The sequence below is a fragment of the Bacillus cereus group sp. N21 genome, from assembly GCF_016483395.1.
Classification (GTDB): Bacteria; Bacillota; Bacilli; order Bacillales; family Bacillaceae_G; genus Bacillus_A; species Bacillus_A pseudomycoides.
The window spans coordinates 208,294-221,706 of the sequence record NZ_JAEHBX010000002.1; the positions used below are offsets into that span (position 1 = coordinate 208,294).

Consider the following 13,413-nt stretch of genomic DNA (forward strand, 5'->3'; position numbering starts at 1 on the left):
GTTATTTAAACCAAACAAAGTATAACTTATTAAAAAACAACATAATAAAAAGGTTTTGTGTCATCAAACACAAAACCTTTTTATTTCACAACAACAAGATGTGGCTCACCTTGTTGTTTTTTCTCATATATTTCTTTTTGTTGCTTCTCTTGTCGTTTCACATAACTCCCTAAGTTCAACAATATACCCATTGCAAATAGATTCGCCATTAAAGAACTACCACCATAACTGACAAACGGCAAAGGCACACCAGTAAGAGGCATTAGCCCAGACATACCACCAATGTTAACAAACGTTTGCACCCCAAACAGGCTAGCAATACCTATAGCAATTAAACTTCCAAATGGATCCTTACACTTTTGAGCAATTCGCAATGCACGAATAATAATAAGTAACAAACTAATTAAAACAATCGCTACACCGACAAAACCAAGTTCCTCAGATATGATCGCCATAATAAAGTCTGTATGTGGCTCAGGTAAATACCCAAATTTTTGTATACTATTACTAAGTCCTCTACCATTCAGTCCACCTGAAGCAATTCCAATAAAGGAATTCACCAGCTGAAATCCATCACCCTGTGGATCATCAAATGGATTTAAAAACACCGCAAAACGTGCTTTTTGATAAGGTTTCAATGCATAATTACCAACTAAGTATAAAAGCGGAATCCATACAATTGTGCTTAATGCAAGACGCTTTATCCACTTGTTAATCGGAATCCCTGAACAAAGAAACATAATTCCGACAATACCTATGATTAACAAAACTGTTCCTAAATCATTTTGTTTACGAATTAAAAACAATATTAATCCTATAAACATAATCGTACCTGCTGATCCCTTCCAAACTGAAGTATCAGTTTCTTGCCTTCTCGCAAAGAAACGCGCGAGTACAATAATGATAGCAATTTTAACAAATTCAGCGGGCTGTATACCAAGCACCCATGCTTGCGCACCATTTACTTTCTTTCCAATCAATAATGCTAACGCTAGCAATCCAATACTACCTGTCATCATTAATAACAAAACAATTCGTTTTCTCCAAACGTGGTACGGAATAGCAACGATAATTCCTAACCCTACGGTTCCAATAGCTAGAGCTAATAATTGCTTATTAAAAAAGAAATCGGCCGGTTTTTCATGCCTTGTAATTGCTACAATAGAGCTAGAACTGTATACCATTATAACTCCCAGTACACATAAAATAGCAAGAGGAAGCAATAATGAATAATCCATTGACTTCCATACTTTTTTCATTCAATATCCTCTTTCTGTTTTCAGTTTAATTGTTGTATTCCATATGTATTAGAATTCTTCCTGCTTTATTATACAAATAAAAAGCTCAAACTTAGTCAGTTTGAGCCCCCTTATTTGAACCCTTTATTGTTGTTTGTTTGTAAATGCTTCATGAAGTGCTGATAATTCCCGTTCGAGCTCTCCTAACATTTCTTTCCCTTGCTCTTCTGTAATAAGACCAAGACGAACCGCAAAGTCAACTTCACGGGATAGTCCAAACATTTGCGTGTCCAACACTTCTTCATATAATGGACATTGCGGCATCGTAAGGTGGTCCATTTGCACCTTAATAAGTCTTAAAATCTTCTCCGCATCCGCTTTTAGAAGGGCAAGTGCCTTTTCCTGATGATTTGCTACTGTCTCAGACGCCAAATTGATTCCCTCCGTTTCCGTCCTACTCTTCTATCCTATCTATTAATATTAGCGATAGTTTTAATAAATTGCAATAGAAACATTTTTTGTGACAATCGTGTCTAATGCTATTATACTGAAAAGTGGGAGCATAATACAAATGGGGGAACAACAATGAGTGAAATTTTATTTATAAATGGAAAAGTACGCTTTCCGATCACACTTGACCCAAGCGTTTGGATTTTTGATGATCGAAAAGTAGATTTAACAACTTACTTCACCGAAACGAAAGAAGAAAAATCAGAATTAGAAGACTATCTCAAGCACACTTCCGAACATTGGGATCGTGAAATCCGTGATGGTGCCGCTTTTCCACCTATTCAAAAAAGCGTAAAAAAATTTAAAAAGGAACAGCTTATTACAGGAACGTTTGGCATACCACTTCATCCCTTTTTCAAAAATGCTGAAATTACAGCTGAAGCAACACATGTTGAAATCCACACATTGCATGATTCAATCACACTTTCATTAGAAGAAGCAAACAATGTTATTCTTGGATTTTCAAAAGATGGAAAACCATTACGAGAAGATGGACCTGTCCACCTTTACTTTGGTGACGGCTCTAATATAAACAATCCAATTCGAAATATCCGTAAGTTTACAATTATTTAAAAAAGGAGTAGGCAAAAGCCACTCCTTTTTTTCCACTCTTTGCGGTCAGAAGTATTCCCACCTCAAAATTTAACAACAGCAAAACAGTTAGACTTCGGCTGATGAAATCCCTCACTGATTAAAGTTTCACTTTATAATAAGTCCGCTGCTAGTTGTGCTAAATTAGAACGCTCTCCTTTTACAAACTTTACATGTCCGCTAATTTTTTGTTCTTTAAATTTCTCTACAACATACGTTAAACCATTATTATATTCATCTAAGTAAGGATGATCAATTTGTTGTGGATCTCCCATTAATACAATTTTACTTTTTTCTCCAACCCTTGTTAATATTGTTTTCACTTCATGTTTCGTTAAATTTTGCGCCTCATCAATAATAATAAATTGATCTGGAATACTTCGTCCTCGTATATAAGTAAGCGCCTCTACTTCAATTGAACCCATACCCGCTAAAATCGCATCTAATTCGCCTGGTTTTTTTGTATTAAATAAATACTCTAGATTATCGAAAATTGGTTGCATCCACGGTCTTAACTTTTCTTCTTTTTCTCCTGGTAAATATCCGATATCCTTACCAACTGGAACAATCGGCCGAGCAACAAGGAGTTTTTTGTACAATCCTAAATCCTCCGTTTGCATAAGACCAGCAGCTAACGCGAGTAATGTTTTACCAGTTCCTGCTTTCCCTGTTAACGTTACGAGTGGAATATCTTCACGAAGCAACAATTCTAATCCCATAATTTGCTGCACATTCCGTGGGCGTATTCCCCAAACTTGCTCATTATGAAAAATAAGTTTCTTCACTTTTTTCCCTGAATAATCAACAATTCCAAGTGCAGAGCTAGAACCACCTAATGCATCTTTCATCACGATAAATTGATTTGGATAAAATGGATGATTTGCAATTTCCGATAAAGGAAATTCTCCTTTTTCATAAAAATAATTGAGCTGTTCTTTTGATATGTAACCTTCTAAAAAACCTGAATATATATTTTCTACTTCAATTACACGATCACTTAAATAATCTTCAGCTTGTAAACCAAGAGCATCTGCTTTTACTCTCACAAGTACATCTTTACTTACTAAAATGACAGACTTTCCATTCTCTTTCTCTTGCTCTTCTAAGAATAAATTTTTCGCAACAGCTAAAATACGATTATCGTTTGTTTTTTCAACAAAAATATCTTGCAGTTGAACAAATGAGCGATGGTTTAATTCAATACGAAATGTCCCTCCATTTTCAAGGGGTATACTCTCATGCAGTTTTCCTAATTCGCGAAATTTATCTATCAATTTAGATACATAACGAGCATTTCGTCCGACTTCATCCATGTAGCGTTTTTTCGAATCAACCTCTTCTAATACAACTGCTGGAATCACTACCTCATTTGTTTCAAAAGAAAAAATAGATAAAGGATCCTGCAAAAGTACATTCGTATCTAACACATAAATTTTATCCAACCTGTTACCCCCTGACTCCACTTTTAAATTTGTAGAACAAGGGTTTCATCCATAATCATGATATGGACGAACCATTGTTATAATTATATGTAATGTATTAACGAGGCAGAATCGAAATTCATATAAATTAAAACTTTTTTTAATCATTTTTCTCATTCATAACTAGGTATCGTATTCATTCGTCAAAATTTATATTCTAACATGCAGCAAAGATTCCTTATTCACTCAGGTTAAAATAGCAGAAAAGGATGAACAACCATAGTGTTCATCCACTTTTCTACAATTCTTTCATCGCCGTTAACACTTGATTATCAAGTGTTTCAGCAGCACGAGGATCATATGTTTTTTCATATGTTGGTTCCGAAGCAAGCTTTGCTCCATAAAACATAACATCACGTACTTCTTGAACAGATACTTCTACTACAGTTAATTTGAGTGGAATGCCCTCCAATCTCTCCTTTAAAATCTTTGCTTCACCGCTAATGGAAAATACAGATTCATTTGCCATTACAGTGAGTACAAGCCCTGCATGATGACGCAAATTTTCCCCAATACGAGAGCGTTGATCAATCGCAAATCGAATACTTGTCTCATTTATTGCATATACCCATGAAATAGCACTTACATTCGGAACAGCCTTTTCAAAATCAATTGTTGCAATTGTTATAATGCGTCCTTCACGTAAAGAATGAACTAAAGAATCTGTCAATGTAGGTTCTACTACATTTGCCATATTTCCACCTCCAAAATTTTATTTATCTTAATGATAACTTATTTTTCGAATTGCGAAAATATTATTTTTTCCCCCTATAGTTCAAAAATATCAAATTTACATGATATACTTATATCGATAGAATTTGTATTGAGGTGACGAAATGAGAGTCAAATGCATGCTTTGTGATAAAAAAGAAGAGTTAGATGACGAAAATCCTATGGCCAAAAGGCTTCGTAACCGCCCTATTCATACATATATGTGCATGGAATGCACAGAACGTATTGCAGAACGTACAATGGAACGCCATGCAACTGGAAATTTTCACTTATATCGTGATAAAACAATAGAAGATGAGTGGTAAACTGTCAAATAAGTCCTTAATCATTCAGATGAGGGCTTATTTATATTTCTCCGGCTCTCGTTTCATTTGATCTAAGAAACAATCTATAAGCTCTATCGGAAATCTTGTAGAATGTTTTTCTCCTTCTTGTTCATATGTAACCAAATACATATCTTCTTTTTTTTCCACCGTTACATCTCTTAATTGATGATCTTCATGTAACATGTTATGAAACAGTAAATATGTTTCTTGCGCAGCTGCATCATGCGGGCGTGCTTCCGCGACAGTTTTAATTGTTAGCCAATTATATAACGCATCTTGTACAGAACGCATGAAACATCCCCCCTTTAACCTACTCTTTGTTGCTTCGCTTGGCGTAAGCGTAATCTATAAATACCGAATACAATCGCTGTCACAACAAGTCCTTCTCCTACTGGTAAAAACACTCCCAAAAAAGTTAAAACTGTACATCCAATTGCTAAGGATACATAAATCACAATGTTTTTTAGTAATGGTAACTTCCTAGCAAATCCTAAATTATATACGAGTGCACTTAGTATAATCATTGTACCGTAAAGCTGCCACATCCCTACTTCTGGATTCACATCTACATTGTATAACTTTGCAAAAAATGACATTCTCTCTAGCATTATACTTCTCCCCTTCATCTAGCAAAGATGAATAAAAATCCCCCTATCTAAAATAAAGATAGAAAATAATCCATATCGGCCAAATTCATTCAACTAACTAGCAGCGCCTTACTTCTTAATTTTTAAATTCTATGTTGTCTACTATAAGATTACCTTGTAGAAAAAATACTGTCTAGATAAAAGATTAAATTTTCGAAAAATAAGCAAATTAAAAAAGCTGCCTTTTTAATGAAAAGGCAGCTTTATCTTTTACGCTTCTACAGATTTCTTTTTCTTAGCAGCTCTTTCGCGCTCGCTCTTATCAAGAATCTTTTTGCGAAGACGGATTGATTCTGGTGTTACTTCACAGTACTCATCGTCATTTAAGTATTCTAATGACTCTTCTAATGTCATGATACGAGGTTTTTTCATTGTTGACGTTTGGTCTTTTGTTGCAGAACGAATGTTAGTTTGTTGTTTCATTTTTACAACGTTAACTGTTAAATCATTCTCACGTGTATGCTCTCCAACAATCATACCTGTATATACTTCTGTACCTGGTTCAACGAAGATTACACCACGGTCTTCAACTTGCATAATACCGTATTGTGATGCTTTTCCTGTTTCAAGTGAAACTAGAACACCTTGACGACGTCCACCAACTTGTCCAGCATGTACTGGCTGATAGCTATCGAATGTATGGTTTAAAATACCGTAACCACGTGTTAAAGTTAAGAACTCTGTTGTATAACCAATTAGGCCACGTGCTGGAACCATAAACGTCAGACGAACTTGACCGTTTCCGTTATTCACCATATCTAACATTTCACCTTTACGTGCACCCATTGACTCCATAATAGAACCAGTATACTCTTCTGGCACGTCAATTTGTACGCGCTCTACAGGCTCACATCTTACACCATCAACATCTCTAATAATTACTTCTGGTTTAGATACTTGTAATTCATATCCTTCACGACGCATGTTCTCAATTAAGATTGATAAGTGCAACTCTCCACGTCCAGATACAATCCATGCATCAGGAGAATCTGTGTTATCTACACGTAAGCTTACATCTGTTTCTAGCTGTGCACGAAGACGCTCTTCAATTTTACGAGATGTAATATATTTACCTTCACGACCTGCAAATGGGCTGTTATTTACAAGGAATGTCATTTGTAATGTTGGCTCATCGATACGTAGTAATGGTAATGCCTCTTGATGCTCAACTGGACATACTGTTTCACCAACGTTGATGTCTTCCATACCTGAAACAGCTACTAAGTCTCCAGCTTTTGCTTCTTCAATTTCTTGGCGTTTTAATCCAATGTAACCAAATAATTTAGTTACACGGAATTGTTTTACACTTCCGTCAACCTTCATTAATGCTACTTGTTGTCCTACTTTCATTGTACCGCGGAATACACGGCCAACCCCAATACGGCCAACATAGTCATTGTAATCAAGAAGTGCTACTTGGAATTGAAGTGGCTCTTCGCTATTATCAATTGGTGCTGGAATATGTTCAATGATTGTGTCAAATAATGATTTCATATTCTCTTCTTGATTTGCTGGGTTTGAATCTAAGCTTGCTGTTCCATTCATTGCTGATGCGAATACAACAGGGAACTCTAATTGATCTTCGTTTGCACCAAGCTCAATGAATAAGTCAATTACTTCGTCAACCACTTCATCAGGACGAGCAAAGTCACGGTCAATTTTGTTTACAACCACGATCGGAGTTAAGTTTTGTTCTAATGCTTTCTTTAAAACAAATCGTGTTTGAGGCATACAACCTTCGTATGCATCAACAACAAGTAAAACACCATCAACCATTTTCATAATACGCTCTACTTCACCACCGAAGTCAGCGTGTCCAGGTGTATCTAAAATGTTAATTCGTTTATCTTCATAGTGAATCGCTGTATTTTTCGCTAAAATGGTAATACCGCGTTCTCTTTCTAAATCATTTGAATCCATTGCACGCTCTTCTACGTGCTCATTTGCACGGAACGTCCCCGCTTGACGTAATAATTGGTCAACAAGTGTTGTTTTACCATGGTCAACGTGGGCGATAATTGCTATATTGCGTAAATCTTGTCGTTTTTTCAACATGTCCAACTCCTAGTGTCTTTTTAATCCTTCTCTATTATAAGAGCGAAGGTGATACAATGGCAATCAAAATAAAATCAAGAATGAAAATATAGTTGTATTCTTACTTTTGTGAAAGTAAAATGAAATTGGAGGGTGAAGATATGGAACACATTCAATATCGCTTTTTATTAACGGCTATTATCGGTGTTATTTTCTTAATTGGCATTGGAATTATGATTGCTGAAAATAGTCCCATCGGTATTATTATTTGCATTATTGGCACATTTGTTACAGTTGGATATGGATTTATAACAAAACGCAAAATGCGCAAATCACAGTAACAGTAAAAAGTAAGAAGCTACTTCTTGGCCTCTTACTTTTTTTGTTACTGTGATACAAATGGTAGTAACTCTTCATATACTCCCGGCTTCGCAACTAATACACTGCTTTTTTCCACGATAGAAAGAGTAGTGCCAGCAAATGTCGTCACCTTACCACCAACTTCTTCTACAATAATCATTCCACCGCCAAAATCCCAAGGAGATAATCGTGGCGTCACGTAAGCATCCAATCTTCCGGTTGCAACATAGACCATTTCTAGCGCTGCACATCCATATGATCGTGTCCCTCTTGCCAATTTCACAAGCTGCATCATTTTCTCCATATTAAGTAATGGATTATCAGTGAGCCAAGTTGCATTTAACGCAATTATTCCATGCTCCACTGTACTTTTCTCAAGAGTAGGAATGGATGTATCATTACAAAAAGCTCCTTCACCTTTTACAGCATGATACAGTTCTTCATGAACCGGATCATAGACGAGACCGATTTTTCCGATACCGTTCTCATAAATGCCAATTGAAATCGCAAAGTTTCTTTTTTGATGAACAAAATTCATCGTACCATCAATTGGATCAATTAACCAAACAACTCCATCCGAAGAAGCAACCTCATCTCCATACCCTTCTTCTCCTAAAATATAATGATCTGGGAATGTTTGTTTAATTTTCCCAATCAGGAACTGTTCTGTTTCTCGATCCATATTTGTTACTAAATCAGCTGCATTTGATTTTGTCTCTACAATAAGTGTCTTTTGCAATGATGCCATTAAACGCTCGCCAGCTTCTCGAATCCACTGCTTTGCATTTGTATCGATTTCTTTCCATACCTCTTGCATGTTTAAACACTCCGATCTATACTGTTCACAGAAAAAACGAACCCTTTATAAGGTTCGCACCAACTTATTTTTTATACATATACTATTATTACGCTTCTAAACGAATCATTTCAAGTCTTAGTACTTCTAATTTTTGCACGCACTCTTCTTTTTTCTGATTATCATTTTCCATCATTGCATCGTATAGCGTTGCTAATTCATAATCTAACTCCAATCTTAGCACCGGAATTCTTTTTTCAGCATCTGTTCTCTTTAACGCATTAATCACCTGTCTCATTTTTATTGCCTCCTCCCAATATTCGTCTGCCCTTGGACCGTAATTGACTTAATTTTCTGATTTTTTGTTTTATACTATATTATGTTGGATAAATCATCTATGCAACAAAATTATATTTTTTTACGTAAATTTTTTATGCTGATTTTTTTATGAATAGTACAAGCTATGCTAAAATTAAAAACAAACTAGGAGTTGGAGGAACAGTCATGACATTACAAACATTTAAAGAAAAGGACTTTGCAGTCTTTTCTGTTGATGGCCTTGAAGAGCGAATGAATGCTATTAAAACAAACATTCATCCTAAATTAGAAGCTCTAGGCGAACAATTTTCTCATTATTTATCAGAACAAACTGGTGAAACTTTCTTCTATCATGTAGCGAAACACGCACGTCGTAAAGTCAATCCACCAAACGATACTTGGGTTGCTTTTTCAACAAATAAACGCGGTTATAAAATGTTACCACATTTTCAAATCGGTTTATGGGGAACCCACGCTTTCATATACTTTGGTTTAATCTATGAGTGTCCACAGAAAGTGGAAGCGGCTCATGCCTTCTTAGGACATTTAAATGATTTAAAAACAAATATACCAAATGACTTCGTTTGGTCCATTGACCATACTAAACCAGGTGTAAAACCGCATAACATGCTTGAAGCAAATGAATTACAAAAAATGATTGAACGCTTAGCCACTATAAAAAAAGCAGAGTTACTAGTAGGTATTCACATCTCACCAGAAGAATTTTCAACACTTACTGATGAACAATTTCTTACAAAGGTTGAAGCTACGATGCAATCACTCCTTCCTTTATATAAAATTTGTAATCCATAGTAGAAAACGGACAATGTACATTGTCCGTTTTTAGTTGTTATCCCATTATAGCACTTTGAATTTAAATTTTCAAAATATTTTTACACTTTTACAATCTTTTGTTCTTTTACTTCTTTCGCTTTTTGAATTGCCCGATATATAGAGTAACCACTTACCTCTTGAAACTCTTTATCAATTTTCTTCTCTTCTGCTTTCGACGGTACAATTTCTTTAAAACGACGATATAATCTCATCAATTCTTCTCTAACGATACCTTTTTCATATGCCTTTTCAATTGCCTCATAGAATGTCACGATTGCAATCATCTCATCATTTGACCAATCATAATCAAGTGGATATTGATATTCCATATGTACACCTCATCCATTTTTATTTTCTACCATTATGCTACCTTAAAAATAAAACTTTCAACCTTCTTTGCTATAGCCACTTTGCATTATACACTATTTCTCTTTTATTATGGAATTGTCTCCCTTCATACTGAAGACAACAGAGCAATAAAAGACATATGTCTTCTTTCTTGTTTGAAACTGAACCACTGATAAAGTGAAATTCCAATCATTTCTTTCGCATTCTTCACTAATTATGAGCCCTGATCAATCGGGCTTTTACGTACATTCTATCCCCCACCTAATTTCTTTGCTTTCACTGATTTTTAAGAGGTAGATATTATTGACTGCAACTAATAGGATGAAATATAACTCTATCTGTAGGATTCGACGTATCTCTTCGTTTTCTCTGAACCTTGGGCCAAGAGCTTCCTACCTACGAATAAAAGAATAAACTTACTACTAATTATGCATATAATAAAAATAATAATTTTCCCTATACATATATAATCATTGGTGATATAATGCTTTTGTTTTATTGAAAATAAAGTGAAGCTTCCATGACAAAATTTTTGAATGGTAAGTAGAACAATTCAAGTTCTTATAGACGGTTATATAACTATACAGGGGAAATAACTTTCTTATTGAACAAGATAAACATAAAACAATTCATAATAAATATTACAAAGAAGAAGGGGTGTATAGATTGTCCCAATACAAAACACCATTGTTTACCGCTTTAGTAGAGCACAGTAAGCGAAATCCAATTCAATTCCATATCCCAGGTCATAAAAAAGGACAAGGAATGGATCCTATGTTTCGCGAATTTATTGGGCATAATGCATTAGCAATTGATTTAATTAATATCGCGCCGCTCGATGATTTACATCATCCAAAAGGTATGATTAAAGAGGCTCAAGACTTAGCAGCGACTGCGTTCGGTGCAGATCATACTTTCTTTTCCGTCCAGGGAACAAGCGGTGCAATTATGACAATGGTGATGAGCGTTTGTGGCCCAGGTGATAAAATCCTTGTACCACGAAACGTTCATAAGTCTGTAATGTCAGCCATTATTTTCTCAGGTGCAAAACCAATTTTCATTCATCCTGAAATTGATCCGAAGCTCGGTATTTCACACGGGATTACGATTCAATCTGTAAAAAAAGCACTTGAGGAGCATTCAGATGCAAAAGGATTACTTGTTATTAACCCAACGTATTTCGGATTTGCTGCAGACTTACAACAAATTGTAAAATTAGCTCATTCCTACGATATGCCTGTATTAGTAGATGAAGCTCACGGTGTTCATATTCATTTTCATGAGGAACTACCGATGTCAGCCATGCAAGCTGGTGCAGATATGGCAGCAACAAGTGTCCATAAATTAGGAGGATCCTTAACACAAAGTTCTATTTTAAATGTAAAAGAAGGTCTTGTGAATGTAAAACATGTCCAATCTATTATTAGCATGCTTACAACAACATCAACTTCTTATATTCTATTGGCTTCTTTAGATGTTGCCAGAAAACGCCTTGCGACTGAAGGACAAGAATTAATCACAAAAACAATTCAGTTAGCTGAACATGTCCGCAATACTGTAAATAAGATTGAAAACCTATACTGCCCTGGTAAAGAAATGTTAGGTACGGATGCAACATTTAGTTATGATCCAACAAAACTGATTGTATCTGTCAAAAATTTAGGTATTACAGGTCATGAGGCTGAATTATGGTTAAGAGAACATTACAACATTGAAGTCGAGCTTTCGGACTTATATAACATTCTATGCCTCGTTACATTAGGGGATACAGAGGATGAAACCAACATTCTCATCCAGGCCTTACAAAAACTAGCAACTACATTTAAAGATAGAGCGGACAAAGGTGTTCAAGTACAAGTTGAAATTCCAGAAATCCCTGTACTTGCCCTCTCTCCTCGAGATGCTTTTTATTCAGAGACAGAGGTCATCCCATTTGAAAATGCTGCTGGCCGCATTATAGCTGATTTTGTAATGGTTTATCCACCAGGGATTCCAATCTTTACTCCAGGTGAAATTATTACACAAGAAAACTTAGATTACATTCATAAAAATTTAGAAGCGGGTCTGCCAGTACAAGGTCCCGAAGACATGACATTACAAACATTACGCGTTATTAAAGAATATAAGCCTATCATTTGATAGGCTTTTTTTTCACCATTTTTTCTTTTACTCATACCATACTAAAGAATGTAACGTATAGGTGGGGATACAGTTATGATTGTGATTGGTCGTTCTATTGTACATCCTTATATCACGAGTGAAAGCGAACCGTTCGCTACTGAGAAACAACAAATATTAGCCATTATGGCTGGAAATCAAGAAGTATATGCATTCCGAACGGCTGATGAACTCATTTTCGATCTAAATTTACGAATTCATATTATTACATCTGCCTTAGAACTCTTTCAAAGCGGACTTCAATTCCGTACATTCCAAGAGTCCTATTGTAACCCTGAATTTTGGCAAAGGACACCACTGGGAGGGTTTCAACTACTCCCAAATGTACCACCCTCCGTCGCGATACGAGATATTTTTAAAAACGGAAAAAAATACGGAACAGAATGTGCAACAGCAATGATTATTATTTTTTACAAAGCACTTTTAGCTCTATATGATGACCAAATCTTTAATCACTTATTCGCAAACCTTCTACTATATACATGGGATTATGATCAAGATTTAAAACTGGTGACAAAAACCGGTGGGGATATCGTTCCTGGCGATCTTGTTTACTTTAAAAACCCACAAGTAAATCCAACTTCGGTTGAGTGGCAAGGAGAGAATGCCATTTATTTAGGAAATTTCTTTTTTTATGGGCACGGTGTAGGAGTACAAACAAAAGAACAAATCATTTATTTATTAAATGAACGAAGAATTCCTTATGCCTTTATCTCAGCATATTTAACAGATTTTATTACACGAATAGATAGCCGTCTTATGAGTCAACATACTTCTGTTAATAATCTACAAACAACACTCAAATTTATTCCCATCAGGGACGATGCAATTGTTGCAACGGTTGGTCATACAACTACAATCTATTAAAAAAGGCGCCTGCAGATGTGATATGATCCCCTTATAGTAGACAGTAAAAAGAAAGCACATTAATCTGTTTACTATGGAGGGGATTTTTTCTATGGGTAAAATTAGAGTAACTTACGATATAGAATTTAAGAAAAAAGCAGTAGATTTATACCT

The 13,413-nt window shown here is 35.4% G+C and carries 16 protein-coding genes; 6 read left to right on the forward strand and 10 right to left on the reverse strand.

Translation table 11 applies throughout. The features are described from left to right. Nucleotides 1-80 precede the first annotated feature (80 nt). Together JDS96_RS02065 and JDS96_RS02070 are read right to left on the reverse strand one after the other, a co-directional pair. A complete protein-coding gene (locus JDS96_RS02065; protein ID WP_018764775.1) occupies nucleotides 81-1,259 on the reverse strand; it encodes an FtsW/RodA/SpoVE family cell cycle protein in 1,179 nt (392 codons plus the stop codon). 123 nt (nucleotides 1,260-1,382) lie between these two features. Continuing rightward, nucleotides 1,383-1,670 (reverse strand): Fpa/YlaN family protein, encoded by a 288-nt coding sequence (locus JDS96_RS02070; RefSeq protein WP_003199704.1) that lies wholly within the window; start codon nucleotides 1,668-1,670, stop codon nucleotides 1,383-1,385. 153 nt (nucleotides 1,671-1,823) lie between these two features. Here JDS96_RS02070 and JDS96_RS02075 point away from each other — a divergent pair, with 153 nt between their 5' ends. Beyond that, a complete protein-coding gene (locus JDS96_RS02075; protein ID WP_006095802.1) occupies nucleotides 1,824-2,321 on the forward strand; it encodes a molybdopterin-binding protein in 498 nt (165 codons plus the stop codon). 131 nt (nucleotides 2,322-2,452) lie between these two features. On the opposite strand, the gene JDS96_RS02080 is transcribed toward JDS96_RS02075, so the two are convergent. Together JDS96_RS02080 and JDS96_RS02085 are read right to left on the reverse strand one after the other, a co-directional pair. After that, nucleotides 2,453-3,781 carry a PhoH family protein gene (locus tag JDS96_RS02080; protein WP_018764776.1) on the reverse strand — a complete coding sequence of 443 codons (1,329 nt, stop codon included), beginning with the start codon at nucleotides 3,779-3,781 and terminating at the stop codon, nucleotides 2,453-2,455. Between the two features lie 277 nt (nucleotides 3,782-4,058). After that, nucleotides 4,059-4,514: a pyridoxamine 5'-phosphate oxidase family protein gene (locus tag JDS96_RS02085; RefSeq protein WP_199665837.1), complete on the reverse strand. Its 456-nt coding sequence runs from the start codon at nucleotides 4,512-4,514 to the stop codon at nucleotides 4,059-4,061. A 142-nt stretch (nucleotides 4,515-4,656) separates the two neighbouring features. Here JDS96_RS02085 and JDS96_RS02090 point away from each other — a divergent pair, with 142 nt between their 5' ends. Continuing rightward, nucleotides 4,657-4,857: a YlaI family protein gene (locus JDS96_RS02090; protein WP_016116066.1), complete on the forward strand. Its 201-nt coding sequence runs from the start codon at nucleotides 4,657-4,659 to the stop codon at nucleotides 4,855-4,857. Between the two features lie 36 nt (nucleotides 4,858-4,893). Here the strand turns inward: JDS96_RS02090 and JDS96_RS02095 are convergent, their stop codons facing one another. From JDS96_RS02095 to typA, 3 genes are all read right to left on the reverse strand, one after another. Further along, a complete protein-coding gene (locus JDS96_RS02095) occupies nucleotides 4,894-5,169 on the reverse strand; it encodes a hypothetical protein (RefSeq protein ID WP_003199693.1) in 276 nt (91 codons plus the stop codon). A 14-nt stretch (nucleotides 5,170-5,183) separates the two neighbouring features. Further along, nucleotides 5,184-5,486, reverse strand: a complete 303-nt coding sequence (locus JDS96_RS02100; RefSeq protein ID WP_016116067.1) for a YlaH-like family protein — start codon at nucleotides 5,484-5,486, stop codon at nucleotides 5,184-5,186. A 249-nt stretch (nucleotides 5,487-5,735) separates the two neighbouring features. Further along, nucleotides 5,736-7,580 carry a translational GTPase TypA gene (gene typA / locus JDS96_RS02105; RefSeq protein WP_003199689.1) on the reverse strand — a complete coding sequence of 615 codons (1,845 nt, stop codon included), beginning with the start codon at nucleotides 7,578-7,580 and terminating at the stop codon, nucleotides 5,736-5,738. A gap of 140 nt (nucleotides 7,581-7,720) precedes the next feature. On the opposite strand from typA, the gene JDS96_RS02110 reads away from it, so the two are divergent. Further along, nucleotides 7,721-7,900: a DUF5325 family protein gene (locus JDS96_RS02110; RefSeq protein ID WP_000400124.1), complete on the forward strand. Its 180-nt coding sequence runs from the start codon at nucleotides 7,721-7,723 to the stop codon at nucleotides 7,898-7,900. A 44-nt stretch (nucleotides 7,901-7,944) separates the two neighbouring features. Here JDS96_RS02110 and JDS96_RS02115 read toward each other — a convergent pair whose 3' ends face one another. Both JDS96_RS02115 and JDS96_RS02120 read right to left on the reverse strand, forming a co-directional pair. Continuing rightward, on the reverse strand, nucleotides 7,945-8,736 hold the full coding sequence (locus tag JDS96_RS02115; protein ID WP_003199686.1) for an inositol monophosphatase family protein: 792 nt from the start codon (nucleotides 8,734-8,736) through the stop codon (nucleotides 7,945-7,947). A gap of 88 nt (nucleotides 8,737-8,824) precedes the next feature. Beyond that, nucleotides 8,825-9,013, reverse strand: coding sequence for a hypothetical protein (locus tag JDS96_RS02120; RefSeq protein ID WP_001250169.1), 189 nt, complete (start codon nucleotides 9,011-9,013; stop codon nucleotides 8,825-8,827). A 206-nt stretch (nucleotides 9,014-9,219) separates the two neighbouring features. Between JDS96_RS02120 and JDS96_RS02125 the strand changes: the two genes are divergently transcribed. Next, entirely contained in the window at nucleotides 9,220-9,846 is a 627-nt protein-coding gene (locus JDS96_RS02125) for a YktB family protein (protein WP_199665838.1), read from the forward strand. 80 nt (nucleotides 9,847-9,926) lie between these two features. Here JDS96_RS02125 and JDS96_RS02130 read toward each other — a convergent pair whose 3' ends face one another. Beyond that, nucleotides 9,927-10,196 (reverse strand): UPF0223 family protein, encoded by a 270-nt coding sequence (locus JDS96_RS02130; RefSeq protein WP_199665839.1) that lies wholly within the window; start codon nucleotides 10,194-10,196, stop codon nucleotides 9,927-9,929. Between the two features lie 685 nt (nucleotides 10,197-10,881). Between JDS96_RS02130 and JDS96_RS02135 the strand changes: the two genes are divergently transcribed. Next, nucleotides 10,882-12,354 carry an aminotransferase class I/II-fold pyridoxal phosphate-dependent enzyme gene (locus JDS96_RS02135; RefSeq protein ID WP_206776977.1) on the forward strand — a complete coding sequence of 491 codons (1,473 nt, stop codon included), beginning with the start codon at nucleotides 10,882-10,884 and terminating at the stop codon, nucleotides 12,352-12,354. 75 nt (nucleotides 12,355-12,429) lie between these two features. Continuing rightward, nucleotides 12,430-13,260 (forward strand): protein-glutamine gamma-glutamyltransferase, encoded by an 831-nt coding sequence (locus JDS96_RS02140; protein WP_199665841.1) that lies wholly within the window; start codon nucleotides 12,430-12,432, stop codon nucleotides 13,258-13,260. The last annotated feature ends 153 nt before the right edge of the window (nucleotides 13,261-13,413 follow it).

What these genes read in the sequence shown, in the direction of transcription:
- JDS96_RS02065 (WP_018764775.1), bottom strand. Translation starts at nt 1,259, where the DNA reads ATGAAAAAAGTATGGAAGTCAATGGATTATTCATTATTGCTTCCTCTT.
- JDS96_RS02100 (WP_016116067.1), bottom strand. Translation starts at nt 5,486, where the DNA reads ATGCTAGAGAGAATGTCATTTTTTGCAAAGTTATACAATGTAGATGTG.
- JDS96_RS02095 (WP_003199693.1), bottom strand. Translation starts at nt 5,169, where the DNA reads ATGCGTTCTGTACAAGATGCGTTATATAATTGGCTAACAATTAAAACT.
- JDS96_RS02090 (WP_016116066.1), top strand. Translation starts at nt 4,657, where the DNA reads ATGAGAGTCAAATGCATGCTTTGTGATAAAAAAGAAGAGTTAGATGAC.
- JDS96_RS02085 (WP_199665837.1), bottom strand. Translation starts at nt 4,514, where the DNA reads ATGGCAAATGTAGTAGAACCTACATTGACAGATTCTTTAGTTCATTCT.
- JDS96_RS02140 (WP_199665841.1), top strand. Translation starts at nt 12,430, where the DNA reads ATGATTGTGATTGGTCGTTCTATTGTACATCCTTATATCACGAGTGAA.
- typA (WP_003199689.1), bottom strand. Translation starts at nt 7,580, where the DNA reads ATGTTGAAAAAACGACAAGATTTACGCAATATAGCAATTATCGCCCAC.
- JDS96_RS02115 (WP_003199686.1), bottom strand. Translation starts at nt 8,736, where the DNA reads ATGCAAGAGGTATGGAAAGAAATCGATACAAATGCAAAGCAGTGGATT.
- JDS96_RS02120 (WP_001250169.1), bottom strand. Translation starts at nt 9,013, where the DNA reads ATGAGACAGGTGATTAATGCGTTAAAGAGAACAGATGCTGAAAAAAGA.
- JDS96_RS02075 (WP_006095802.1), top strand. Translation starts at nt 1,824, where the DNA reads ATGAGTGAAATTTTATTTATAAATGGAAAAGTACGCTTTCCGATCACA.
- JDS96_RS02130 (WP_199665839.1), bottom strand. Translation starts at nt 10,196, where the DNA reads ATGGAATATCAATATCCACTTGATTATGATTGGTCAAATGATGAGATG.
- JDS96_RS02125 (WP_199665838.1), top strand. Translation starts at nt 9,220, where the DNA reads ATGACATTACAAACATTTAAAGAAAAGGACTTTGCAGTCTTTTCTGTT.
- JDS96_RS02110 (WP_000400124.1), top strand. Translation starts at nt 7,721, where the DNA reads ATGGAACACATTCAATATCGCTTTTTATTAACGGCTATTATCGGTGTT.